General features: G+C 64.2%; 19 protein-coding genes. 5 read left to right on the top strand and 14 right to left on the bottom strand.

Translation table 11 applies throughout. From position 1 onward, the window contains the following. Positions 1-10: 10 nt before the first annotated feature. From FW796_RS15175 to hemE, 4 genes are all read left to right on the top strand, one after another. Positions 11-1,594 carry an SPOR domain-containing protein gene (locus FW796_RS15175; RefSeq protein ID WP_346634471.1) on the top strand — a complete coding sequence of 528 codons (1,584 nt, stop codon included), beginning with the start codon at positions 11-13 and terminating at the stop codon, positions 1,592-1,594. Between the two features lie 348 nt (positions 1,595-1,942). After that, positions 1,943-6,391 carry a glutamate synthase large subunit gene (gene gltB, locus FW796_RS15170; RefSeq protein WP_346634472.1) on the top strand — a complete coding sequence of 1,483 codons (4,449 nt, stop codon included), beginning with the start codon at positions 1,943-1,945 and terminating at the stop codon, positions 6,389-6,391. 124 nt (positions 6,392-6,515) lie between these two features. Then, positions 6,516-7,934, top strand: a complete 1,419-nt coding sequence (locus FW796_RS15165) for an FAD-dependent oxidoreductase (protein WP_402889766.1) — start codon at positions 6,516-6,518, stop codon at positions 7,932-7,934. Between the two features lie 211 nt (positions 7,935-8,145). Next, complete coding sequence (hemE, locus tag FW796_RS15160; protein WP_346634474.1) at positions 8,146-9,213, top strand: uroporphyrinogen decarboxylase; 1,068 nt, start codon at positions 8,146-8,148, stop codon at positions 9,211-9,213. Between the two features lie 156 nt (positions 9,214-9,369). On the opposite strand, the gene FW796_RS15155 is transcribed toward hemE, so the two are convergent. After that, positions 9,370-10,581, bottom strand: a complete 1,212-nt coding sequence (locus FW796_RS15155; protein WP_404939895.1) for an MFS transporter — start codon at positions 10,579-10,581, stop codon at positions 9,370-9,372. Positions 10,582-10,750: 169 nt separating this feature from the next. Here FW796_RS15155 and FW796_RS15150 point away from each other — a divergent pair, with 169 nt between their 5' ends. Then, entirely contained in the window at positions 10,751-11,650 is a 900-nt protein-coding gene (locus FW796_RS15150; protein ID WP_346634476.1) for a LysR family transcriptional regulator, read from the top strand. Here the strand turns inward: FW796_RS15150 and FW796_RS15145 are convergent. From FW796_RS15145 to FW796_RS15085, 13 genes are all read right to left on the bottom strand, one after another. Continuing rightward, positions 11,618-12,109, bottom strand: coding sequence for an excinuclease (locus FW796_RS15145; protein ID WP_346634477.1), 492 nt, complete (start codon positions 12,107-12,109; stop codon positions 11,618-11,620). The two genes, FW796_RS15150 and FW796_RS15145, sit on opposite strands and share 33 nt — an antisense overlap. Before the next feature lie 234 nt (positions 12,110-12,343). Beyond that, positions 12,344-12,790 carry an excinuclease gene (locus tag FW796_RS15140; RefSeq protein WP_233321703.1) on the bottom strand — a complete coding sequence of 149 codons (447 nt, stop codon included), beginning with the start codon at positions 12,788-12,790 and terminating at the stop codon, positions 12,344-12,346. A gap of 62 nt (positions 12,791-12,852) precedes the next feature. Beyond that, positions 12,853-13,302 carry a hypothetical protein gene (locus FW796_RS15135; RefSeq protein WP_346634478.1) on the bottom strand — a complete coding sequence of 150 codons (450 nt, stop codon included), beginning with the start codon at positions 13,300-13,302 and terminating at the stop codon, positions 12,853-12,855. Between the two features lie 25 nt (positions 13,303-13,327). Then, entirely contained in the window at positions 13,328-14,554 is a 1,227-nt protein-coding gene (locus FW796_RS15130; protein WP_346634479.1) for a beta-ketoacyl-ACP synthase, read from the bottom strand. Further along, on the bottom strand, positions 14,554-15,282 hold the full coding sequence (gene fabG / locus FW796_RS15125; protein ID WP_102862814.1) for a 3-oxoacyl-ACP reductase FabG: 729 nt from the start codon (positions 15,280-15,282) through the stop codon (positions 14,554-14,556). Before fabG ends, FW796_RS15130 begins: the two co-directional genes overlap by 1 nt. Then, positions 15,279-15,752, bottom strand: a complete 474-nt coding sequence (locus FW796_RS15120; protein ID WP_346634480.1) for a hotdog family protein — start codon at positions 15,750-15,752, stop codon at positions 15,279-15,281. Before FW796_RS15120 ends, fabG begins: the two co-directional genes overlap by 4 nt. Further along, complete coding sequence (locus FW796_RS15115) at positions 15,749-16,945, bottom strand: beta-ketoacyl-[acyl-carrier-protein] synthase family protein (protein WP_404938102.1); 1,197 nt, start codon at positions 16,943-16,945, stop codon at positions 15,749-15,751. The genes FW796_RS15120 and FW796_RS15115 overlap by 4 nt, the downstream gene beginning before the upstream one ends. Further along, positions 16,942-17,427, bottom strand: coding sequence for a hypothetical protein (locus FW796_RS15110; RefSeq protein ID WP_123725081.1), 486 nt, complete (start codon positions 17,425-17,427; stop codon positions 16,942-16,944). The genes FW796_RS15115 and FW796_RS15110 overlap by 4 nt, the downstream gene beginning before the upstream one ends. After that, positions 17,424-18,185: a class I SAM-dependent methyltransferase gene (locus tag FW796_RS15105; protein ID WP_446439522.1), complete on the bottom strand. Its 762-nt coding sequence runs from the start codon at positions 18,183-18,185 to the stop codon at positions 17,424-17,426. Before FW796_RS15105 ends, FW796_RS15110 begins: the two co-directional genes overlap by 4 nt. Next, entirely contained in the window at positions 18,182-19,429 is a 1,248-nt protein-coding gene (locus FW796_RS15100) for an NAD(P)/FAD-dependent oxidoreductase (protein ID WP_346634483.1), read from the bottom strand. Before FW796_RS15100 ends, FW796_RS15105 begins: the two co-directional genes overlap by 4 nt. Continuing rightward, positions 19,416-20,606, bottom strand: coding sequence for a sodium:proton antiporter (locus FW796_RS15095; protein WP_446439521.1), 1,191 nt, complete (start codon positions 20,604-20,606; stop codon positions 19,416-19,418). Before FW796_RS15095 ends, FW796_RS15100 begins: the two co-directional genes overlap by 14 nt. After that, complete coding sequence (locus tag FW796_RS15090; RefSeq protein WP_404938105.1) at positions 20,600-22,942, bottom strand: MMPL family transporter; 2,343 nt, start codon at positions 22,940-22,942, stop codon at positions 20,600-20,602. Before FW796_RS15090 ends, FW796_RS15095 begins: the two co-directional genes overlap by 7 nt. Continuing rightward, entirely contained in the window at positions 22,926-23,576 is a 651-nt protein-coding gene (locus tag FW796_RS15085) for an outer membrane lipoprotein carrier protein LolA (RefSeq protein WP_346634623.1), read from the bottom strand. The genes FW796_RS15090 and FW796_RS15085 overlap by 17 nt, the downstream gene beginning before the upstream one ends. Positions 23,577-23,596 lie beyond the last annotated feature (20 nt).

Raw genomic sequence — 23,596 nt, 5'->3', positions numbered from 1 at the left:
TAAGATCCCGATGACTAGTTTGCACGCCGACGAGGCTTTCCTCGGCCATTACCAGTTGAGCCATGATCCTTTCGCTCCCCGGGTCCCTGGCTTCAAATTCTTTCCTGCCCAACGCAAGCCTGTGCTGGGGCAGTTGCATCACCTGGCGCGTTACAGCCAGCTGCTGCTGGTGGTCACCGGCCCTCAGGGCAGTGGCAAGACACTGTTGCGTCAGGCATTGGTCGCCAGTACCAACAAGCAATCAGTGCAAAGCGTGGTGGTTTCCGCCCGTGGCGCCGGCGATGCTGCCGGGGTGTTGCGCCAGGTAGCCCAGGCCCTGAATGTGGCCCAGGCCGAGATCGGCGCAATCCTCGCCCAAGTGGTGCAACTGGCCCTGACCGGCCAGGAAGTCTACCTGCTGGTGGATGATGCCGAGCAGCTTGACGAGTCTGCGCTTGAGGCCCTGCTGGCCCTGGCGGCGGGCGCTCCGGAAGGCCGCCCTCACGTATTCCTGTTCGGCGAGTCGTCGTTGATTGCGGCCCTGGATCAGTTGAACACCGAGGAAGAACGCTTCCACGTTATCGAGTTGCAGCCTTACGCCGAAGAGGAAACCCGTGAATATCTGGCCCAACGCCTCGAAGGCGCGGGTCAGGGCATCGAACTTTTCTCCGCAGATCAGATCAGTGATATTCACGAAAGCTCCGATGGCTGGCCGGGCAACATCAACCAGGTCGCCAGGGATGCAATGATCGAAGCCATGATCGCCAGCCGCTCTGCGGTCAAGCGTCCAAGTATGGGGTTCAACATGCCGAAGAAACACGTATTGGCCATTTCCGCTGTAGTGGTTGTGGCCGTGGCTGCAGCCTGGTTGATGCCGGGTCGCAGTAAGGCGCCAACCACCGGGGCTCCGGCCAGCGAGCAAGCGCAACTGCCACTGGGGCAGACGCCGACACCGAATGCCAATGGCAATCCATCGGTGGAATTTGCCGGTTCGTCTCAGCCGATGCCGCTGCCGTTGGTCGGCCAGTCGCAACCGGTCATGCGCGGTCCTCTGGCTGAAGCCGCAGGCGGTATCGCTGAGGGCGACGATGGGGTTCCTGTGGAAGGCTCCAGCGCCGTTCCGCCAACCGTGACCACCACCGCGCCACCTGCTGGTGCAGTGGCCGGCCCTGCACCGACTCCGGCGGCACGTCCGACTCCGGCTCCGACCCAGGTCGCCACTGCCAAGCCGACGCCTGCGCCTAAGCCGGCAGAGAAACCGGTCGCTGCCAAGCCTGCTCCAGCCGCCAAGCCGGCAGAAAAGCCGGTCACTGTAGCCAAGGCTGCCGGTGGCAGCTGGTACGCCGGTCAGGCGCCAGGCAACTACGTGGTGCAGATCCTCGGCACCAGCTCGGAAGCCACCGCACAGAATTTCGTCAAGGAACAGGGCGGCGAATACCGCTACTTCAAGAAAGTCCTCAACGGCAAGCCGCTGTATGTGATCACCTACGGCAACTTCTCCAGCCGCGATGCAGCGGTCAGCGCCATCAAATCCTTGCCAGCGAAGGTTCAGGCTGGTAAACCTTGGCCTCGCACTGTCGCTAGCGTTCAACAAGAACTGGCAACAACTCGCTGAAGATTCGGCGGCCTTACCCAGGCCGCCTCTCCCGGCAACCTCAAATTTCCGCATCGGCATGCTGCCTTACAGGCCGCGTGCCTTGTGGTGTCTGCGTCACAGTAGTTTTTGAGTCGCGGCAGTCAAAAACAAAACTTTTTGACTAGCACAGCATATCGCTTTAAAACGTTCATAAATGCGACATGAATTTACGACAGATCGTCGCTAAATTTGTGGGGCTTTGTGTCGGTGTGTACAATGACCTCCCTTTTGCCCCCGCAAAGCTGGCGTACGTTCGGCGCGGATGGCAAGTGGTTGAATTGAAAAGAAATTTGTCTCGATAAGAGGCAGCCTGGTGAGAAAGTGTCTATGAAAGCAGGTCTGTACCAACCAGATGAATTTAAGGATAACTGTGGTTTCGGCCTGATAGCCCATATGCAGGGCGAACCCAGTCATACCCTGTTGAAAACGGCCATTGAGGCCCTGACCTGCATGACCCACCGCGGTGGGATCAACGCGGACGGCAAGACCGGCGACGGTTGCGGTCTGCTGATGCAAAAGCCCGACCTGTTCCTGCGCGCAGTCGCCACGGAGCATTTCGGCGTCGATCTGCCCAAGCAATATGCAGTGGGCATGGTGTTCTTCAACCAGGACCCGGTGAAAGCCGAGGCCGCTCGCGAAAACATGAATCGCGAGATCCTGGCCGCCGGCCTGCAACTGGTGGGCTGGCGCAAAGTACCGATCGATACCAGTGTGCTCGGGCGTCTGGCCCTGGAGCGCCTGCCACAGATCGAACAAGTGTTCATCGGCGGCCAGGGTCTGAGCGACCAGGACTTCGCCATCAAGCTGTTCAGCTCCCGTCGTCGCTCCTCGGTAGCCAACGCCGCCGACACCGACCACTACATCTGCAGCTTTTCCCACAAGACCATCATCTATAAAGGCCTGATGATGCCGGCGGACCTCGCCGCCTTCTATCCGGACCTGGGTGACGAGCGCCTGCAAACCGCGATCTGCGTGTTCCACCAGCGCTTCTCCACCAACACCTTGCCGAAATGGCCGCTGGCCCAGCCATTCCGCTTCCTCGCCCACAACGGCGAAATCAACACCATTACCGGCAACCGCAACTGGGCCGTGGCCCGGCGCACCAAGTTCGCCAACGACCTGATCCCGGACCTGGAAGAACTCGGCCCGCTGGTCAACCGCGTGGGTTCCGACTCCTCGAGCATGGACAACATGCTGGAGCTGATGGTCACCGGCGGCATCGACCTGTTCCGCGGCGTGCGCATGATCATTCCGCCCGCGTGGCAGAACGTCGAGACCATGGACGCCGACCTGCGCGCGTTCTACGAATACAACTCGATGCACATGGAACCGTGGGACGGCCCGGCCGGCGTGGTCATGACCGACGGCCGCTATGCCGTCTGCCTGCTGGACCGCAACGGCCTGCGTCCGGCCCGTTGGGTCACCACCCAGAACGGCTTCATCACTCTGGCTTCGGAAATCGGCGTGTGGAACTACCAGCCCGAGGACGTGATCGCCAAGGGCCGGGTCGGCCCGGGTCAGATCTTTGCCGTGGACACCGAAACCGGGCAGATCCTCGACACCGACGCCATCGACAACCGTCTCAAGTCCCGTCATCCGTACAAGCAATGGCTGCGCAAGAACGCCCTGCGCATCCAGGCCACCATGGAAGACAACGACCACGGTTCGGCCTTCTACGACGTCGACCAGCTCAAGCAGTACATGAAGATGTACCAGGTCACCTTCGAGGAGCGTGACCAGGTGCTGCGTCCGCTGGGCGAGCAGGGCTACGAAGCCGTGGGCTCCATGGGCGACGACACACCGATGGCGGTGCTGTCCCAGCGCGTGCGTACCCCTTACGACTATTTCCGCCAGCAGTTCGCCCAGGTCACCAACCCGCCGATCGACCCGCTGCGCGAAGCCATCGTCATGTCCCTGGAGATCTGCCTCGGTGCCGAGCGCAACATCTTCCAGGAATCGCCTGAGCATGCTTCGCGGGTGATCCTCAGCTCGCCGGTGATCTCCCCGGCCAAGTGGCGTTCGCTGATGAACCTCGATCGCCCGGGCTTCGAGCGCCAGGTCATCGACCTCAACTACGACGAGAGCGTCGGTCTGGAAGCGGCGATCCGCAACGTCGCTGACCAGGCTGAAGAAGCTGCGCGCGCCGGCCGCACCCAGATCGTCCTCAGCGACCGCCATATCGCGCCGGGCAAGCTGCCGATCCACGCTTCCCTGGCCACGGGGGCGGTGCACCACCGCCTGACCGAAAAAGGCCTGCGCTGCGACTCCAACATCCTGGTGGAAACCGCCACTGCCCGCGATCCGCACCACTTCGCGGTGCTGATCGGTTTCGGCGCCTCGGCGGTCTATCCGTTCCTGGCCTACGAAGTGCTGGGCGACCTGATCCGTACCGGTGAAGTGCTGGGCGACCTCTACGAGGTGTTCAAGAACTACCGCAAGGGCATCACCAAGGGCCTGTTGAAGATCCTGTCGAAGATGGGCATCTCCACCATCGCCTCCTACCGTGGCGCGCAGCTGTTCGAAGCCATCGGCTTGTCCGAGGAAGTTTGCAACCTGAGCTTCCGTGGCGTGCCGAGCCGGATCAAGGGCGCACGTTTCGTCGACATCGAAGCCGAACAGAAAGCCCTGGCGACCGAAGCCTGGAGCCCGCGCAAGCCGATCCAGCAAGGCGGTCTGCTGAAGTTCGTCCACGGTGGCGAATACCACGCCTACAACCCGGACGTGGTCAACACCCTGCAAGCCGCCGTGCAGCAGGGCGACTACGCCAAGTTCAAGGAATACACCGCGCTGGTGGACAACCGTCCGGTGTCGATGATCCGCGACCTGTTCCAGGTGAAGACCCTGGACACGCCGATGGACATCAGCCAAGTCGAGCCCCTGGAATCGATCCTCAAGCGCTTCGACTCCGCGGGTATCTCCCTGGGAGCCCTGTCGCCGGAGGCCCACGAAGCCCTGGCCGAAGCGATGAACCGCCTCGGCGCGCGTTCCAACTCCGGTGAAGGCGGTGAAGACCCAGCGCGCTACGGCACTATCAAGAGCTCCAAGATCAAGCAAGTGGCCACTGGCCGCTTCGGCGTGACCCCGGAGTACCTGGTCAACGCCGAAGTGCTGCAGATCAAAGTCGCTCAGGGCGCCAAGCCCGGCGAAGGCGGCCAGCTGCCCGGTGGCAAGGTCAACGGCCTGATCGCCAAGCTGCGCTACGCAGTCCCCGGCGTGACCCTGATCTCGCCACCGCCGCACCACGACATCTACTCGATTGAAGACTTGTCGCAGCTGATCTTCGACCTCAAGCAGGTCAACCCTCAGGCCCTGGTCTCGGTGAAGCTGGTGGCGGAAGCCGGCGTTGGCACCATCGCTGCCGGTGTGGCCAAAGCCTATGCCGACCTGATCACCATCTCCGGCTACGACGGCGGCACTGGCGCTTCGCCGCTGACCTCGATCAAGTACGCCGGTGCACCGTGGGAACTGGGCCTGGCGGAAACCCACCAGACCCTGCGTGGCAACGACCTGCGCGGCAAGGTCCGGGTACAGACCGACGGCGGCCTGAAAACCGGCCTCGACGTGATCAAGGCCGCCATCCTCGGCGCCGAAAGCTTCGGCTTCGGCACCGCGCCGATGATTGCCCTGGGCTGCAAATACCTGCGTATCTGCCACCTGAACAACTGCGCCACCGGCGTGGCCACCCAGAACGAGAAGCTGCGCAAGGATCACTACATCGGCACCGTCGACATGGTGGTGAATTTCTTCACCTACGTCGCCGAGGAAACCCGTGAGTGGCTGGCCAAGCTCGGCGTGCGCTCCCTGGAACAACTGATCGGTCGTACCGATCTGCTGGAAATCCTCGAAGGCCAGACCGCCAAGCAGCACCACCTGGACCTGACCCCGTTGCTGGGCAGCGACCACATCCCGACGGACAAACCGCAGTTCTGCCAGGTGGACCGCAACCCACCGTTCGACAAGGGCCTGCTGGCCGAGAAAATGGTCGAGATGGCGCGTTCGGCGATCAACGACAAGAGCGGTGCCGACTTCGCCCTGGATATCTGCAACTGCGACCGTTCCATCGGTGCGCGGATCTCCGGTGAAATCGCCAAGCTCCACGGCAACCAGGGCATGGCCCAGGCGCCGATCACTTTCCGCTTCAAGGGCACTGCGGGGCAGAGCTTCGGCGTGTGGAACGCCGGTGGCCTGAACCTCTACCTGGAAGGCGATGCCAACGACTACGTGGGCAAGGGCATGACCGGCGGTAAGCTGGTCATCGTTCCGCCCAAGGGCAGCGTCTACAAGACTCAGGACAGCGCCATTATCGGCAACACCTGCCTGTACGGCGCCACCGGCGGCAAGCTGTTCGCCGCCGGCACCGCGGGCGAGCGATTTGCCGTGCGTAACTCCGGTGCCCACACGGTGGTGGAAGGCACTGGCGATCACTGCTGCGAGTACATGACCGGTGGTTTCGTCTGCGTCCTGGGCAAGACCGGTTACAACTTCGGCTCAGGCATGACCGGCGGTTTCGCCTACGTGCTCGACCAGGACAACACCTTCGTTGACCGGGTCAACCACGAACTGGTGGAAATCCAGCGGATCAGCGGCGAAGCGATGGAAGCCTATCGCAGCCACCTGCAGCGCGTGCTGAACGAGTATGTCGAGGAAACCGACAGCGAATGGGGTCGTAACCTCGCTGAGAACCTCGACGACTACTTGCGTCGCTTCTGGCTGGTCAAGCCCAAGGCGGCGAGCTTGAAGTCTCTGCTCTCCAGTACTCGCGCGAATCCGCAGTAACGCAGCTGCAGGCTACGAGCCTCAAGCGGCAAGCTTGAAGCTCGTGCGCGGTGTGCCGACTTAATGTGATTGTCTTGCAGCTTGAAGCTCGTCGCTTGAGGCTGTCGTAAAGAGGTTCCTGAACATGGCCGAACGTCTCAATAACGACTTCCAGTTCATCGAGGTCGGGCGTAAAGACCCGAAGAAGAAACTGTTGCGTCAACGCAAGAAAGAGTTCGTGGAGATCTACGAACCCTTCAAACCCCAGCAGTCGGCCGACCAGGCCCACCGCTGCCTGGGTTGCGGTAACCCGTACTGCGAATGGAAGTGCCCGGTGCACAACTTCATTCCCAACTGGCTCAAGCTGGTGGCCGAGGGCAACATCCTCGCCGCCGCCGAGCTGTCACACCAGACCAACACCCTGCCGGAAGTCTGCGGCCGGGTCTGCCCGCAGGATCGTCTGTGCGAGGGTGCCTGCACCCTCAACGACGGCTTTGGCGCGGTGACCATCGGTTCGGTGGAGAAGTACATCACCGACACCGCCTTCGCCATGGGCTGGCGTCCGGACATGTCCAAGGTCAAGCCCACCGGCAAGCGCGTAGCGATCATCGGTGCGGGCCCGGCAGGCCTGGGCTGTGCCGACGTGCTGGTGCGTGGCGGCGTGACCCCGGTGGTGTTCGACAAGAACCCGGAAATCGGCGGTCTGCTGACCTTCGGTATTCCCGAGTTCAAGCTGGAAAAGACCGTGCTGAGCAATCGCCGCGAAGTCTTCAGCGGCATGGGCATCGAGTTCCGCCTCAACACCGAGGTGGGCAAGGACGTGACCATGGAGCAGCTGCTCGCCGAATACGATGCGGTGTTCATGGGCATGGGCACCTACACCTACATGAAGGGCGGCTTTGCCGGTGAGGATCTGCCGGGCGTGTATGACGCGCTGGACTTCCTGATCGCCAACGTCAACCGCAACCTGGGCTTTGAAAAGTCGCCGGAAGACTTCGTCGACATGAAAGGCAAGAAGGTCGTGGTGCTGGGCGGTGGCGACACCGCGATGGACTGCAACCGCACCTCGATCCGTCAGGGCGCCAAGTCGGTGACCTGCGCCTATCGTCGTGACGAAGCCAACATGCCCGGTTCGCGCAAAGAGGTGAAGAACGCCAAGGAAGAAGGCGTGAAGTTCCTCTACAACCGCCAGCCGATTGCCATTGTCGGTGAAGACAAGGTCGAAGGCGTGAAGGTGGTCGAGACCCGTCTCGGCGCGCCGGACGCCCGTGGCCGCCGCAGCCCCGAGCCGATCCCGGGCTCCGAAGAGATCATCCCGGCCGACGCCGTGGTCATCGCCTTCGGCTTCCGCCCAAGCCCGGCGCCGTGGTTCGAGCAGTTCGACATCCAGACCGACAGCCAGGGCCGCGTCGTGGCCCCGGAACAGGGCAAGTTCAAGCACCAGACCAGCAATCCGAAAATCTTTGCCGGTGGCGACATGGTGCGCGGTTCTGATCTCGTGGTGACGGCGATCTTCGAAGGGCGTAACGCCGCCGAAGGCATCCTCGACTACCTGGGCGTCTGACCCACCTTGCAGGAGCCGGCTGGCCGGCGAACAACGATAACGCGGTGCTGTTGATGCACCGCGTCGATCGCTTCGCCAGCAAGCTGGCTCCTACGGGGGCCGTGCCCGTCCCCGTGACAAATTGACCCCATAGACATAAAGAAACGGCTCTTGCCGTGCCTTTTGTGTCGCGCTCTGAGAAAATGCCCCCACTTTTTTTCCGGATGCCGACATGACTGCCCTGAAGAACGACCGTTTCCTTCGTGCCCTGCTCAAGCAACCCGTAGACGTCACCCCGGTGTGGATGATGCGTCAGGCTGGGCGCTACTTGCCTGAATACCGTGCCAGCCGCGCCAACGCCGGTGACTTCATGAGCCTGTGCATGAACCCGGAGTTCGCTTGCGAAGTCACTCTGCAGCCTCTGGACCGCTATCCACAGCTGGATGCGGCCATCCTCTTTTCCGACATCCTCACCATCCCCGATGCCATGGGCCAAGGCCTGTACTTTGAAACCGGCGAAGGCCCGCGCTTCAAGAAAGTGGTCAGCACCCTGGCCGACATCGAAGCCCTGCCGATCCCCGATCCGCAAAAGGACCTGGGCTATGTGATGGATGCGGTCAGCACCATTCGTCGCGAACTCAATGGCCGGGTGCCGTTGATCGGTTTTGCCGGCAGCCCCTGGACCCTGGCCACCTACATGGTTGAAGGCGGTTCGTCGAAAGACTTCCGCAAGTCCAAGGCCATGCTCTACGACAACCCGCAAGCCATGCACCTGCTGCTGGACAAGCTGGCACAGTCGGTGACCTCCTACCTCAACGGACAGATTCTGGCCGGTGCGCAGGCGGTGCAGATTTTCGACAGCTGGGGCGGCAGCCTCTCGGCGGCGGCCTATCAGGAATTCTCCCTGGCCTACATGCGCAAGATCGTCAACGGGCTGATCCGCGAGCACGACGGGCGCAAGGTTCCGGTGATCCTGTTCACCAAGGGCGGCGGCCTGTGGCTGGAAAGCATCGCTGACGCCGGTGCCGATGCCCTGGGCCTGGACTGGACCTGTGACATCGGCGAAGCCCGTCGCCGTGTCGGCAGCAAGGTTTCCCTGCAAGGCAACATGGACCCCACCGTGCTTTACGCCAATCCGCAGGCGATCCGCAGCGAAGTCGCGCGCATCCTCGCCAGCTACGGCACCGGCAGCGGCCACGTGTTCAACCTGGGCCATGGCATTACCCCGGAAGTGAAGCCGGAGCACGCCGGAGCCTTCCTGGAAGCGGTGCACGAGTTGTCGGCGCAGTACCACGCATAAGCGCCACCCCATGAAAAACGCCCGGCACCTGCCGGGCGTTTTCATTGGCGGACACTTTTTTGTAGGAGCCAGCTTGCTGGCGAATGGGCCCTCGAGACTTGCACCTATCTGCTGGCCGCCTTCGCCGGCAAGCCAGCTCCTGGCACAAGCCCGTTCCTATAGAGGGGGCAGTTTGGCCAGCTTCATGGCGATCAGCAGGGCTCCAATCAGCAAGGCGCCGATAAACAGGCCGATGCCGTTCCAGCCCGCCAGGTGCCAGAACACGCCACCAGCGGTTCCGGCAATGCTCGAACCCGCGTAGTAGCTGAACAGGTACAGCGATGAGGCCTGGCCCTTGGCCTTGGTGGCCCGGCGGCCGATCCAACTGCTGGCCACCGAGTGGGCACCAAAGAAGCCGAAGGTGAACAGCAGCATGCCGATCAGCACCAGGGACAGCGGGGTCAGCAGGGTCAGGGCGATCCCCGCCAGCATCAGTACGATGGTGCCCCACAGCACTCGGCGTCGGCCCAGTTGATCCGCCAGGGCGCCGATCTTCGCCGAGCTGTAGATCCCCGAGAGGTAGACCACCGAGAGCATCCCGACCCAGGCCTGGCTCAGGTGATAGGGCTCGGCCAGCAGGCGGTAGCCGATGTAGTTGAACAGGGTGACGAAGGCCCCCATCAGCAGGAAACCTTCGAGGAACAGCCAGGGCAGGCCGGCATCGCGAAAGTGCATGGTAAAGCCGTCCAGCAGGCTGCGTGGGTGCAGCGAGCGGGGGCGGAAGTTGCGTGACTCGGGAAGGATGCGCCAGAACACCGCGGCGGCGATCAATGCCAGGCCGCCGATCACCAGCATCGCCGTGTGCCAGCTGACAAAGTCGATCAGCACGCCGGTAATCAGTCGCCCGCTCATGCCGCCAATGGCATTGCCGCCGATGTACAGGCCCATGGCCAGGCCGATGTGCTGGGGGTGAATCTCTTCGCTGAGGTAGGTCATGGCCACTGCCGCCAGCCCGCTCAGGGACAGCCCCACCAGCGCCCGCATCACCAGCACTCCCTGCCAGCTGGGCATCAGTGCGCTGGCGATGGTGCACAGGGCGGCGGCGAGCAATGCTGCGACCATCACCGGCTTGCGGCCGATGCGATCGGAAATGGGCCCGGTGATCAGCAGACCGATGGCCAGCATGCCTGTCGACACCGAGAGGATCAGGCTGCTTTGCGCCGCATTGATGGAAAAATCCCGGGACAGCAACGGCATCATCGGTTGCACGCAGTACAGCAGGGCGAAGGTGGCAAAGCCCCCGGAGAACAGCGCCAGCACCGTGCGCATGAACATCGGTGTGCCTTTCTCGATATAGACCTCGTTGAGTTGGGCGACCACTTCGTCCAGGGGCGTAGAGGGAAGGGTGTGGGCAAGGGGGGCAACAGCGGTTTTCACGGGGACCTCGGGGAGAGCACAGCCGGTCAGGCAATGGAAAAAAGCATATAGCTGGCTAATGATCATTTCCAATATATTGTTCGACCTGTTTGATAGCTTTAACGACTCATTGGAATTGCCCATGGAATTGCGTCATTTGCGCTACTTCATCGCCGTCGCCGAAGAGCTGCACTTCGGCCGTGCGGCCCAGGCTCTGGGTATCTCCCAGCCGCCTCTGAGCCAGCAGATCCAGGCCCTGGAGCAGGAGGTGGGCGCCCGGCTGTTCGAGCGTACCAATCGTCGGGTCGAGCTCAGCGAGGCTGGGCGTCTGTTCCTCGAAGAGGCGCGCCTGGTGCTGGCCCAAGTGGACAAGGCGGCAGACGTGGCGCGGCGTGCGCAGTTGGGTGAGCTGGGGGAGTTGAAGATCGGCTTCACCTCGTCGGCGCCGTTCAATTCGACCATTCCCCAGGCGATCTTTGCCTTTCGCCAGCGCTTTGCAGCCGTGCACCTCAAGCTCAAGGAAATGAGCAGCACCCAGGTGGCTGAAGCCTTGGTGGACCAGACGATCCAGGTGGGCATCATGCGGCCCTTGCCCTTGCCGGACTCCCTGTCGGTGGTGGAGCTGCTGCGCGAGCCGCTGGTGGCGGTGCTCAGTTCCAAGCATCCGCTGGCCAGCGGCAGTGAAGAAGGCCTGTACCTGGCGGCGCTGGCCCAGGAGCCTTTTGTGTTCTTCCCCCGCAGTTATGGCAGCGGCCTGTATGCCCAGTTGCTGAGCCTGTCCCGGGATGCCGGTTTCACCCCGCATTTCGCCCAGGAGGCGGCGGAAGCCATGACCATTATCGGTCTCGTGGCCGCGGGTCTTGGGGTCTCGGTACTGCCGGCGTCCTACCAGCGCATGCGCATCGATGGCGTGGTCTATCGCCGGCTGCTGGACCCAGAGGCCATGTCGGCGGTGTGGCTGGTACAGCGCAAGGACCAGTGTTCGCCCATGGCCAAGGCCTTTGTCGAGCTACTGACGCGCAAGACCGGGGCCACGCCCTGAGGGGCTGTTGGGACGCACCGGGGTCTGCAGGAACACCAGGTCGCCGCGCAGGGCGACTCCCGCCATCAGCACCCCGGCGTGGCATTCGTAGGTGTTGAGGTCCTTGCGTACGTGGTGTTTGTAGTAGCTGACGATGTTGGTCACCGCGTTGGCGCCAACTCGCTTGGCTGCGGCTTGCAGGGTGATCAGCGCCGATTGCAAAGCCCACTCGCAGGCGGCGATATCGCTCTTGTTGAAGGCATTGGTCTTCTTGTTGGTGGTCACTTCGGTGAGCCGTACCCGGAGCACTGGTGGCAGCGGGTTGCCGGCCAGGTGGAAGCTCACGCTGCCATCCAGGCGCCCGGCGCGCTCGGCGTCGGCCACGACTTTTTCGAAGGGCATGTACATCAGGTTGGTGGCCTGGCTGGTGGGGCTCAGGACCGCTAGCAGGGCCAGGGCAATCAGCGCTTTCACTTGCATGGTCGGCTCCTTGACGGACGTGAAAGAAGAGCCACTGTCACGCCGGCCGAGGTCCGATCGCAGCGCTTGGCTCCCGCAGGCGGCGTTGGCCCGGCCTGCTGTTGCGAGTGTAGACGGCGCTGGCCGGGCTCCTGAAAAAATCCCGGAAACGCAAAGGGCGCCCCAGCAGGCTAGGTGAAAACGCAGTAGTTTTCACACAGCCTGCCAGGCGCCCTTTTGGTTTTCAGCCGCAGCTCACTGGACCTTGGACAGATCCCCGCGCAGCGCGACGCCAGCCATGATGGCGCCAGCATGGCACTCATAGGTGGTGGCGTCCTTGCGTTCACGGCTCTTGTAGAAGCTGGCGATGTCGGTCACGGCATTGGCGCCGACCTTCTTCGCCGCTTCATGCAGGGTGATCAGCGCCGACTGCAAGGCCCACTCGCAGGCCACCTGGTCGGCCTTGCCGAAGGCATTGGTCTTCTTGTTGGTCACGGCGCCCGGGCTCAGCACGCTGACCTTGCCGGCCGGCTTGTTGCCCGCCAGGTAGAACTTCACGCTGCCATCGATCTTGCCGGTGCTGATGGCCTCGGCCACCACCTTGTCGAAGGGCAGGTACAGGGCGGTATCGCGGGCCTGGCTGATGCCGGGCAGGGTGCACAGCAGCAGGGTGGCGGTGGCCGCCAGTGTCTTCAAACGCATCGCATTCTCCATGACATTAAAGGGGGTGAAGCAGCCCTGTGACCGGGGTCACAGGGAGGGGCTCATTGCGCGGCCGGGAAGCTTTTGGCCGCCGCGTCGGACAGCTGTTGCGCGGTCCGCTCGTTCTGGTTGTCCCGCAGTTCGCGCAGGATGCCCTTGTCCAGCAGGCGCACCCAGCGGATGTAGTTCTTGTGGATCTTGCCGTCCTTGTAATCCAGGTCGCGGCTGTCGCGGTAGACGATCTTGTAGAAGCTGGCGGAGTACTGGATATCGATCTCGGCGTGGAACTGTTCACGCACGGTGATCTCGGCCTGGATCAGCTCCGGGCTGATGCGCTGCACCGTCCACTTGCGGGCCACCAGATTCTTCAGGATCGCTTGTTTGACCTGCTCCTGGTCGGCCTGGATGGTGGCCGGGATTACTCGGTTGGGGGTGTACATGCGCTTGCTGGTGCAGGCGGTGACGCTCAGCAGGGCGAGGACGATGAGGGTGGCGCGAAACAGGGAAGACATTCCATTTCTCCAGTGAGGTGAGGCATCAGGACCAGCGGCGGAAGATCAACGAGGTGTTGACGCCGCCAAAGGCAAAGTTGTTGTTCATCACGTATTCGTGGCTCATGGCCCGGAAACCGCCCTGCAGGTAGTCCAGTTCGCCGCAGCGCGGGTCGACCTGATCCAGGTTGCAGGTATGCACATACTGGTCACGGTTGAGCATCTCGATGCTGAACCAGGACTCCAGCGCGCCGCAGGCACCCAGGGTGTGGCCGAGAAAGCTCTTCTGCGAACTGATGGGCATGCGATTGCCGAACAGACTGCTGGTGGCCTGGGTCTCGGCGATATCGCCCTGTTCGGTGGCAGTGCCATGGCCGTTGACGTAGCCGATGGCCGCCGGGAACAGGGCCGCATCCTCCAGCGCCAGCTCCATGGCCCGGCGCATGGTGCTCTGCTCGGGACGAGTGGTGTGCTGGCCGTCGGCGTTGCTGCCGAAACCGACGATTTCCGCGTGAATGCGGGCGCCACGGGCCAGGGCATGTTCCAACTCTTCGAGCACCAGCATGCCGCCGCCTTCGCCGATCACCAGGCCATCGCGATCGATGTCATAGGGGCGCGGGCTGGTGTGGGGGGCATCGTTTTTCAGGCTGGTGGCATAGAGCGCGTCGAACACCATGGCCTCGGTGGGACACAGCTCTTCAGCGCCGCCGGCAAGCATCAGCGGCAGGCGCCCGAACTTGATCGCTTCATAGGCGTAGCCGATACCCTGGCTGCCACTGGTGCAGGCGCTGGAGGTGGGGATCAGGCGTCCGGTGAGGCCGAAGAAGATGCTGATATTGGCGGCGGTGGTGTGGGGCATCATGCGCACGTAGGAGTTGGCGTTGAGCCCCTCGGCCACCGAGTTCAGCAGCATGTTGCCGAAGGCCTTGATCTCGTCGGTGCTGCCGGTGGAAGAGCCACAGGCCACGCCCATGCGCCCGTCCTTGATCGACGGGTCGCCCAGCAGTCCGGCGTCGGCCAGGGCCTGCTCGGCGGCGCCGACGGCGAGCCGCGAAACCCGGCCCATGCTGCGCAGTTGCTTGCGGGTCCAGTGGCTGGGCACCTGAAAGTCATCGATGGGGCCGGCCAGACGGGTATTGAGCTCGCTGAACCGGTCCCACTCGTCCATGCGCCGGATGCCGCTGCGGTTGGCGCCAAAGCGCTCGACGATGCTGGCCCAGTCGCTGCCCAGGGAGGTGATGCCGGCCATGCCGGTGACGACCACGCGTTTCATCAGCACAGGCCCCCGTTCACCGCCAGCACCTGGCGGGTGATGTAGGCGGCCTCGGCAGACATCAGGAAGTTCACCGCGCCGGCCACCTCTTCCGGGGTGCCCATGCGCTGGGCGGGAATCATCTTCATCAGCTCGTCCACCGGCACGTTTTCGTCGAGCATGGCGGTGTCGATCAGGCCCGGGGCCACGCAGTTGACGGTGATCTTGCGCTTGCCCAGCTCGATGGCCAGGGCTTTGGCAGCGCCGATCAACCCGGCCTTGGAAGCGCTGTAATTGACCTGGCCGCGGTTACCGATCAGCCCCGAGACCGAGGTGATGCAGACAATGCGCCCCGCGGCGCGACGGCGGATCATTGGCATCATCACCGGGTGCAGGACGTTGTAGAAACCGTCGAGGTTGGTGCGCAGCACCTGGTCCCAGTCCTCTTCGCTGAGGGCCGGGAAGGCGCCGTCGCGGGTCAGCCCGGCATTGAGCACCACGCCGTAATAGGCGCCATGAGTCTCAACGTCGGCTTCCAGCGCGGCCTTGCAGGCCGCTCGGTCAGAAACGTCGAATTGCAGGATGCGGGCGCTGCGGCCCAGGGCCTCGACTTCGCCCTTGACGGCTTCGGCTTCGCTGCGGCCGCTGCGGCAATGCAGCACCAGGTCATAACCGGCCTGGGCCAGACGCAGGGCGATGGCACGGCCGATGCCACGGCTGGAGCCGGTGACCAGTACGGAGTCAGTCATGACGGAGTTCCTGTAGAAGAGGCAGGTGTTTCATGCAGATAGTCGGCGGCCTGAGGGGGACGGAATACGTTCAGGCGCGCGCTGGCGGTAATGCCGGGGCCATTGAGGTGGCATTCGAACACACCCATGCCGTTGTCGTCCTCGAGGGAGCGCAGGGCATGGATCTCCAGGAGGCTGCCAACGGGAAAGTGTTCGACGTTGCATTCGAACTTCCGGGTGCCCAGAAGAAAGCCCAGCTCCACCGGCAAGCCCTGCTGGCGGGCGCGGCAACCGGCGTAGGCGGCCACGCTCTGAGCCATCAGTTCGATGCCGACCCAGGCCGGCAGGCTGCCGTCGGGGCGGTTGAACAGGCCGCCGGGGCGGATTTCGAGGCGGGTGCGGATCTGTTCTTCATCAAAGGCCAGGACCTGATCGATGAGGATCATGTCCCCGGCATGGGGCAGCAACTCGGCGAGCGGCCAGTCAATCATGGGGCGTCTCCGATTATCAGGCTGACGTTGTTGCCGCCGAAGGCGAAGGAGTTGCTCATCAGGCAGCGTGATGGATGCGTTGCCAGGCGGTCGGCGGAGGTGACCCAGCGCAGGGGGGGCAAGGCCGGGTCGGCCTGGGCATCCCAGACATGGGGCGGCAGCGCCTGCCCCGGGTTATCGCTGCCGAGGCTGAGCCAGCAGAACGCCGCTTCCAGGGCCCCGGCGGCCCCCAGGGTGTGGCCGCTCATGGGCTTGGTCGATGAGCAGGGCACGCCTTCGGGGAACAGCTGCGCCACCGCCAGGCTTTCCATGGCGTCGTTGTGCTGGGTGGCGGTGCCGTGCAGGTTCAGGTAGTCGATCTGTTGTGGCTGCAAGCCGGCACTGCGCAAGGCCAGGTTCATAGCCTGCAAGGCCCCTCGACCGTCGGGGGCCGGGGCGGAAATATGGTAGGCATCGGAACTGGCACCGCCGCCCAGCAGGGCAACGGGCGAGTCACGGCCTGGTTCCTTGCTCATCAGGAACAGCACCGCCGCTTCACCGATATTGATGCCGTCGCGGTGGCGGGAAAACGGGTTGCAGCGCTGAGCGGACACCGCCTCCAGGGCGGTGAAACCGTTCAGGGTGAGCTTGCACAGGCTATCGACCCCGCCGCACAGCACCGCGTCGCACAGGCCCAGGTCCAGCAGGCGCCGGGCGCTGATCAGGGCCCTGGCGCTGGAGGTGCAGGCGGTGGAAATCACATAGGCCGGGCCGCTCAGTTGCAGCCAGTCGGCGAGAAAGTTCGCCGGGGCGCTGAGCTCCTGCTGACGGTAGTCGTAGTCGGCGGGGAACTGCCGGTCCTGCAGATAACGGGCAATGCCGCGACTGGCCTCGTCGATGCCCGAGGTGCTGGTGCCCAGGACGATCCCGATGCGGCCACGGCCATAGCGTTGGATTGCCTGCCGGATGTCGTCCTCGATCTGCAGCGTGGCCTCCAGCAGCAATTGGTTGTTGCGGCTGTTTTGCGCTTCGAAGCCACTGGGCATGCAGGCCAGTGGACCGCGCACTGCCGCCACCGGCAAGGTGCGCTCGGGCACCCAGTGGCTTTCGTCGCGCATGCCTGAGCAGTCGCCGGCAAACAGGCTGCGGGCGACTTCCTGGCGATTGCGGCCCAGGGCGCAGATCACCCCGAGGGCATTGAGGTAGGCCGTCATGGCGTGGCCTCGGTGCTCAGTGCGGTGATGTGGTAGTGCGGGCCTTGAGGCAGGTTCAACTCGAAATCCAGAAGTTGTTGATAGTCAATCCGCCAGCGTGGGCCGAGGGTACGTTGGGCGCCTTGCTGGTGGGCGCCCGGGTAGTTGGCGGCCAGTTCCGCCTCGGGTGTGAGGGCGAACAGCAGGGCCGCGAACAGCTCCCGGGCCTCCGGGTTGGGGGGCAGCAGGCCGTCGGCCTGCCACTGGCCATGCACCAGGCGCTGACGGGCCTGGGGAATGCCCAAAGGGTCCATCAGCGACCAGCGCAGGTCCGGGCCTTCGGCCTGGATCACCAGCAGCCAGTCCTGGCGTTGGCCATCAGCCTGGCGCTGCACATGCAACTGCAACGGCAACATCAGGGAAGGCGTGCGCTCGGGCAGCGGAGCCTGACTGACGCAAGCGCTCAGCAACAGGACACAACCGAGCAGCAGAACGCGGATCATGCGGGCAGGCCTTCCTCGATGACAGGGGGATTCAGGGGCTTGCGGGCCACCACATTGACCAGGGTTTCCTCGCGCTCACCCACCGGCGGCGGCTGGCGCAGGCCCAGGCGCTCCAACAGGCCGAAGTCTTTGGCGCGGCTCCACCACAGGTAAGGATAAGACACGTTCTGCGGGCCGAACTCAAAACCCTGCCGACGAATCATCTCTAAATACTCGACGGCGCTTTTCTGCACATGCATCGGATGGCGGAACAGCCAGCGAATCACCCAGGTGTCGATGTAGGCCTCGGTGGACTCGGCGAATAGCAGGTAGCCCCCGGGCTTGAGCACGCGATAGAACTCGGCCAGGGCCTTTTCCTGTTCCACCAGGTGATGGAAGGTCTGGTGGCAGAACAACAGGTCGACGCTGGCGTCCGCCAGCTCCAGGGTCGCGCAGTCGCTGCCGATCAGCTCCACCTGCAATTGCTGGCGCCGGGCTTCCTCGGCGCTGAGCTTGAGGCTGTGGGGATCGGCGTCGAGGCCGATCAGGCGCTGCGGGGTGAATACCTGGCGCAGGTACTGGAACGATTTGCCCTGGCCGCAGCCGGCATCCAGCAGCACCGGGTGGGCCGGCAGCTCGCCGTCGAACAGCGAGCGCAGGTCATTGATCGCCACCCGCAACACATGGTGCTGCCAGGTGTGGCTGCGCAGGAACCAGAAGCCGAAGCGGGTTTCCTCGACGTAGCTGTCGCTCAGGTACTGGGTGGATTGCTCGCTCATGCCACGTCCCTCGCGCAGACTTCCGACAGGGCCTTGAGCCGGCGCTTGGGCTCGCTGACGAAGGGGTTGCGTTCATCCCAGGCGTAACCGGCGAGGATCGAACTGATCATGCGGCGGATTTCCGGCGAGCTGCCCGGGTGGTAGATCACGTCCTGGAAAGTGCCGGCATACCAGCCTTCGACGTAGCAGCGGAAAGTGTCGACGCCGCGCTTGAGCGGTTCGGCGAACTCGCTGTGCCAATCGACGCTCTGGCCTTGCAGCTGACGGTGCAACACCGCGGCCGCCATGCTCGATGAGCGCATGGCAATGGTCACGCCGGAGGAGAACACCGGGTCGAGGAACTCCGCGGCATTGCCCAGCAGGGCGAAGCCCGGGCCGTGCAGGGTGGTGACGTTGGCCGAGTAGCCGCCGATGGTCCGCGCCGGGGTGTCCCACTCGGCGTTTTCCAGGACCTTGGCCAGGCTCGGGGTTTCGCTGATGAAACCGCGCAGGCAGGCGTCCAGGTCGCCATCGCGCCCGGCGAAGTGTTCGTCGGCGGCCACCACGCCCACCGAGCAGCGGCCGTTGCTGAAGGGGATGCTCCAGAACCAGATGTCGCGGTGCTCCGGGTGCGTGGTGATGAGGATCTTGTTGCGGTCGAAGTGCTCGCAGTCGATGCGGTCCTCGACATGGGTGAACACCGCTCGGCGTACCGGAAAGTTCGACGGTGCTTCCAGTTCCAGCAGGCGTGGCAGGACCCGGCCGTAGCCGCTGGCGTCGAGGATGAAATCGGCTTCGATGCGGTACTGGCTGCCGTCTTCACGGCGGCAGTCGAGCTGCGGCAACGGCCGCTCCACATCCACCGCGACAATCTCTTCGCCGTAGCGGATCTCGACCCCTTGCAGGGCGGCCTGATCGGCCAGCAGCTTGTCGAAATCGGCCCGCTGCACCTGGAAAGTGGTGGGCTTGCCATTGCTGAAGGTGTCACCAAAATCGAAGGTGCTGTAGTGCTCGCCCCAGGCGAAGGCCGCGCCGTTCTTGAGTTGGAAACCGGCGGCTTGCACCGCCTCCAGCATGCCGGCTTCCTCGACGAAATCCAGGCAGTGGGACAGCAGGCTTTCACCGATGGAGAAACGCGGGAAATGTTGCCGCTCGACGATCAGCACGTCGTGGCCCTGGCGCTTGAGCAGCGCGGCCGCGATGGCCCCCGAGGGGCCGGCACCGATCACCACGACCTGGCGACGTTGCATTTCAACTGTTGGCACTGGGGCTCCTTGCCGGTTCGGCGATGTTCAGGTTCAAGGGGGCCACGTTCAGCGCGGCCGGGGGAGTTCTGTGCAGCCCGGCCAGGGCCGGTAGCAGGGTGGCGATCAGGCCCATGAGCATCAGCGCGAAGTACAGCGCCGGGCTGATCAACTGTTGTTGCAGCAGCAGGTTGAGAAAGACGATCTCGCTCAAGCCGCGAATGTTCAGCAGCAGGCTTTCGCGCCAGCGGCTGGCACCCTCGAAGGAGGCGCCGGCCCAGCTCAGGCCCAGCCAGTTGCCCAGTAGCTTGCTGGCAATCGGCAGCAACAGCAGCGCCGCCAGTTGCACCCAGCCGAGGCTGTCCATGGCGCTGTGCACGTTGATCTGCACGATGCCGAAAGTCAGGATCAGCGGGATGGCGACAAAGGTCTGCAAGCGGTTCATCCAGGCAGCCTTTAACGGCAGCACCAGCGGCAGCTTGAGGGCGGCCATGCACAACAGGTAGCCGATGCCGAAAATCAGCGCATTGAGCTTGTAGTGCTCGGCCACCACCAGCAGACCGAAGAAGCCCAGGCTGTGCAGCAGGGGCTGGCGCAGGCCAAGGACCCGCAGCACCAGGGGCAGGCAGGCGCCCGCCAGGGGCAGTAGCAGGCTGCTCACCTGCAGGCTGCCCTGGGCCAGGGCGAACAGGGTCCAGCAGGTCAGGTCGATAAGGATCGCAGTCTGCACCAGGCGCCGGGTGGCGGCGGGCGGGTACTGGATGTGTCGCAGATACAGGTAAAGCACCGGGATTGCGGTAATGGCGAACAGCAGGCCCACCGCCAGGGAGCTGATCCAGGGTTGCGCCGGCAGCAGCCAGAAGGCCGTGGCCAGGCCACAGGCAAAGGGAATGCAGAAGCTCGGCACGGCGATCTTCAGGCTCTGACGGTCCAGGCGCAGGTCGATCACGTCACTGAGGATGTGCCCCAGCAGCAGGGCGAAGCTCAGGCCGTAGAGGGACTTGAGCCATTGCGGGGAGACCAGCTGCGCGCCGCCCAGCTGCCAGTGGGGTTCGATCCACAGCAGCATCAGCAACGGCAGGCCGAAGGTCGCCAGCAGCAACTGGCTGACAATCGGAATCAGGCCCAGGTGGCGCCCCACGTGGGTGGCCAGGGCGAACAGGGCCAGGGCCAGCAGCCAGAACAGCAGGGTCAGCATGGCGGGTTCTCCGCGGCCGGTGTCGGATGCGGCGTGTGGCCGGCCCAGGGTGCGAGGATAAAGCTGAAGGCCAGCCCCAGACTCACCGCCAGCCCGAAGTTGCTCACTGCCGGAGTGCTGGACACCGCCAGCAGACCGAACGACAGCCAGGTGGTCAGGGCCGCCAGCAAGGTGCCCAGCAGGCTCACGGCGGCGCCGCCGATCTGCTCGCGCATGAGGATTGCGTAGTCGACGCTGATGGCGGTCACCAGCAGCAGGCCGAACAGGCTGAACAGGGTCAACGGCTGGCCCAGCCAGCCGAGGCTGGCCAGGCTGCACAAGGCTGCCAGCAGCGGCAGTGCCACCAGGCGCAAGGCCCCGCCGAAACCGAAGGGCAGGATCAGCAGCAGGACGATCAGCACGCAGGACGCCAGCTTGAGTTCGGCGGCGCTGACCTGGGTTGCGGCGAACACTCGGTTCAGCTCACCCAGGCGATCCACCAGTTGCACCCCCGGCAGGTCGTCGGCCTGGACCCGCAGCAGGGCGGCGTCGTTCAGGCCTTGCAGGCTGACCATGGCCGCCACGCCGCTGGCGTTGCTACCCAGCCACAGCGGGCGAAAGGGCTCGGCCAGGGGGCCGATGAGCGCGGTGTCGATGTCGGCCACGGGCAGGTCTTGCAGCTGTTTGAGCTCCGCTTGCAGGGCCGGCAGTGGCACCCCCAGCTCCAGCAACGGCTGCCAGACGCCCGGCAGTTGCTTGAGGGCCTCGCGCACTTGCTGCTGCTCTGCGGGTTGGCTCACCAGTTGGTCCAGGGACAGGTAGCCCTTGAGCTTGCCCAGGTTCACCAGTTGTTGCAGGCGCTGGTCCAGGGCTCCCAGGCGCTCCAGCAATTGCTGCTGGTTGGCCGCGCGCACCAGGAAGAACTGGCTGGTGGGCTGATAGCCGGTGATCCGGGCAATGGCCTGGGCCTCTTGCATCAGTTGCGGCGGTGCACCGACCCATTGGCGGATGTCGTTCTTGCTCTCGAGCTGCCACAAACCAGCGGCGCAGAACAGCGCCAACAGGGCCAGCAACGCCGGGCTCGGCACGCGTTTGAGCAGTGCGGCACGCACCCCGAGCAGGGCCTCGGCGACCCGCAGCGGCCATTGCGCCGGACGCAGCTCGACGCCCTTGAGCAGTGCCGGCAGCAGGCACACCGCCGACAGGTAGGCCCCCAGCAGGCCGGCGGCGGAGAACACGGCGATCTGGGTCAGGGCCGGGAACGGGGTCCAGGCCAGGGCCAGGTAGCCGATGCAACTGGTGATCAGGCTCAGGCTCAGCCCCGGCAGGGTCAGGCGCAGGGCCGGCCAGCTGCGCCAGGGTTTCAGGCTCCAGCTCTTGGACAGGTAATGCAGGGGGTAGTCGACGGCCACGCCGATCAGGCTCGATCCCAGCACCAGGGTCATCACGTGCATGCGCCCGAACAGGGCGACGCAGGCCACGGCGCCGAACAGCATGCCCACCAGCACCGGGACGAAGGCCAGCAGAGCGCGCCAGCGGCGGAAGGCCAGGAGCAGCAGCAAGAGGATGCCCAGGGTCGCGCCCCCGCCGACCCAGGTGATTTCCCGGGTGGCCTGCTGCTGGCCGTTGGCGGCATACAGCAAGCCGCTGGCGGCCAGCAGTTGTACATCGCTCTGGCTCGCCTGTTCGCGGCTGTGACGCAGCAGTTCGGCCACCTGCAAGGGCAACTGCATGTCGAAGGCATTGCCTTTGGTACGGGCCCGCAGGAGGACCCAATGTTGGCCATCGGCCTCGGCCACCAGGGCACCACTGGCGACATCCAGCTGCACCGCGCCGTGTTGTGGCTGGCTGTTCTGAATGCGTCCGGTCAGGCCCAGCCAGTCATCCTGGCTCGGCACCAGGGAGAAGCCGGTAAAGGGGTCGAAGAGGCTTTGCACTCGCTGCTCGATGAAAGCCTGTGGCTGGCTGATCAACTGCTCGCGGTCATGGGCCGAGAGCATGGCCAGGCGCCCTTGCAGCAGTTGCTTGCGCAAGGCCGGCAGGTCGGCTTGCAGGTTCCACTGGACCTTCTCGAACAGCCCGCTGGCCTGCCATTGCTCGGCCAGTTGCCGGGCCATGTCCACCGCCTGCTGACGCTCGGCATGTCCCGCCAGCACCAGGATTTCCCGGTTCAGCGGTTCCTGCATGCGCTGTTCGGCCTGCAGCTCCAGGGCGTCCGGGGCGGTGCCAGGGACCAGTTCCATCAGGTTGGCGGACAGGGGCGCGCCGTGGCGCCATTGCCAGGCGCCCAAGGCCAGCACCAGGGCCAGCAGGATCAGGAAGGATCGGGGCAGCCAGCGTTCACTCGGCAAAGTCATGTTGCTCCGCTTCGCTCAAGGCTTGGGCACTGCTGCTGTCTTGCATGATCAGCAAGGTACGGTCGCCCTGGGCTTCCAGCAGTTCGATGCGTTGCACCAGCTCGCCGCCGTCGATGTTGATCTGGTTGAAGATCTGTTTCAGCAGCAGGGAACGGGGGATCAGTTGCAACTGCCAGTTCTGCGCGCTGCCTTGCAGCTTGAGTTCGAAGTCCCGCTGCAGACCGCTGCTGTCGCCTTGCAGCACGGCGAGGAACAGGCGGTTCTGTTCGGCACCGGCGCTCTTGCCCGGAAGCATCTGCCAACCGCCGGCATCGCGCCGGGCAATGCCCTGGGCGGTGATGCGGTAGTCCTGCTGCAACGGGGTTTGCAGCAGCCACAGCAGGCCGTGGTTTTTCGCCAGGACGAAGTGGCCCTTGCTGGTCAGCGGCTGAGGCAGGGCCCGCAGGTGTTTTTCCTGGATGAAGCGGCCGTGGATCACCTCCGGCCGCGACAGCTGATCGCTCAACTGTTGCAGATCGAATGCCTGGGCCAACCCCGGCACCACCAGCAACACCAGCACCGTAGGAGCGAGCTTGCTCGCGAACCGCCGCACCACCGTGCTCAGCGCCGTGCACTGGGTAGCCAGCCAGACCATCCTCGCGAGCAAGCTCGCTC

The sequence above is a fragment of the Pseudomonas sp. 910_21 genome, assembly GCF_052850735.1.
The sequence above is the reverse complement of the archived record's forward strand: the minus strand, read 5'-3'. Positions and strand labels throughout refer to the sequence as shown.

What these genes read in the sequence shown, in the direction of transcription:
- FW796_RS15175 (WP_346634471.1), top strand. Translation starts at nt 11, where the DNA reads ATGACTAGTTTGCACGCCGACGAGGCTTTCCTCGGCCATTACCAGTTG.
- gltB (WP_346634472.1), top strand. Translation starts at nt 1,943, where the DNA reads ATGAAAGCAGGTCTGTACCAACCAGATGAATTTAAGGATAACTGTGGT.
- FW796_RS15165 (WP_402889766.1), top strand. Translation starts at nt 6,516, where the DNA reads ATGGCCGAACGTCTCAATAACGACTTCCAGTTCATCGAGGTCGGGCGT.
- hemE (WP_346634474.1), top strand. Translation starts at nt 8,146, where the DNA reads ATGACTGCCCTGAAGAACGACCGTTTCCTTCGTGCCCTGCTCAAGCAA.
- FW796_RS15150 (WP_346634476.1), top strand. Translation starts at nt 10,751, where the DNA reads ATGGAATTGCGTCATTTGCGCTACTTCATCGCCGTCGCCGAAGAGCTG.
- FW796_RS15145 (WP_346634477.1), bottom strand. Translation starts at nt 12,109, where the DNA reads ATGCAAGTGAAAGCGCTGATTGCCCTGGCCCTGCTAGCGGTCCTGAGC.
- FW796_RS15140 (WP_233321703.1), bottom strand. Translation starts at nt 12,790, where the DNA reads ATGCGTTTGAAGACACTGGCGGCCACCGCCACCCTGCTGCTGTGCACC.
- FW796_RS15135 (WP_346634478.1), bottom strand. Translation starts at nt 13,302, where the DNA reads ATGTCTTCCCTGTTTCGCGCCACCCTCATCGTCCTCGCCCTGCTGAGC.
- FW796_RS15130 (WP_346634479.1), bottom strand. Translation starts at nt 14,554, where the DNA reads ATGAAACGCGTGGTCGTCACCGGCATGGCCGGCATCACCTCCCTGGGC.
- fabG (WP_102862814.1), bottom strand. Translation starts at nt 15,282, where the DNA reads ATGACTGACTCCGTACTGGTCACCGGCTCCAGCCGTGGCATCGGCCGT.
- FW796_RS15120 (WP_346634480.1), bottom strand. Translation starts at nt 15,752, where the DNA reads ATGATTGACTGGCCGCTCGCCGAGTTGCTGCCCCATGCCGGGGACATG.
- FW796_RS15115 (WP_404938102.1), bottom strand. Translation starts at nt 16,945, where the DNA reads ATGACGGCCTACCTCAATGCCCTCGGGGTGATCTGCGCCCTGGGCCGC.
- FW796_RS15110 (WP_123725081.1), bottom strand. Translation starts at nt 17,427, where the DNA reads ATGATCCGCGTTCTGCTGCTCGGTTGTGTCCTGTTGCTGAGCGCTTGC.
- FW796_RS15105 (WP_446439522.1), bottom strand. Translation starts at nt 18,185, where the DNA reads ATGAGCGAGCAATCCACCCAGTACCTGAGCGACAGCTACGTCGAGGAA.
- FW796_RS15095 (WP_446439521.1), bottom strand. Translation starts at nt 20,606, where the DNA reads ATGCTGACCCTGCTGTTCTGGCTGCTGGCCCTGGCCCTGTTCGCCCTG.
- FW796_RS15090 (WP_404938105.1), bottom strand. Translation starts at nt 22,942, where the DNA reads ATGACTTTGCCGAGTGAACGCTGGCTGCCCCGATCCTTCCTGATCCTG.
- FW796_RS15085 (WP_346634623.1), bottom strand. Translation starts at nt 23,576, where the DNA reads ATGGTCTGGCTGGCTACCCAGTGCACGGCGCTGAGCACGGTGGTGCGG.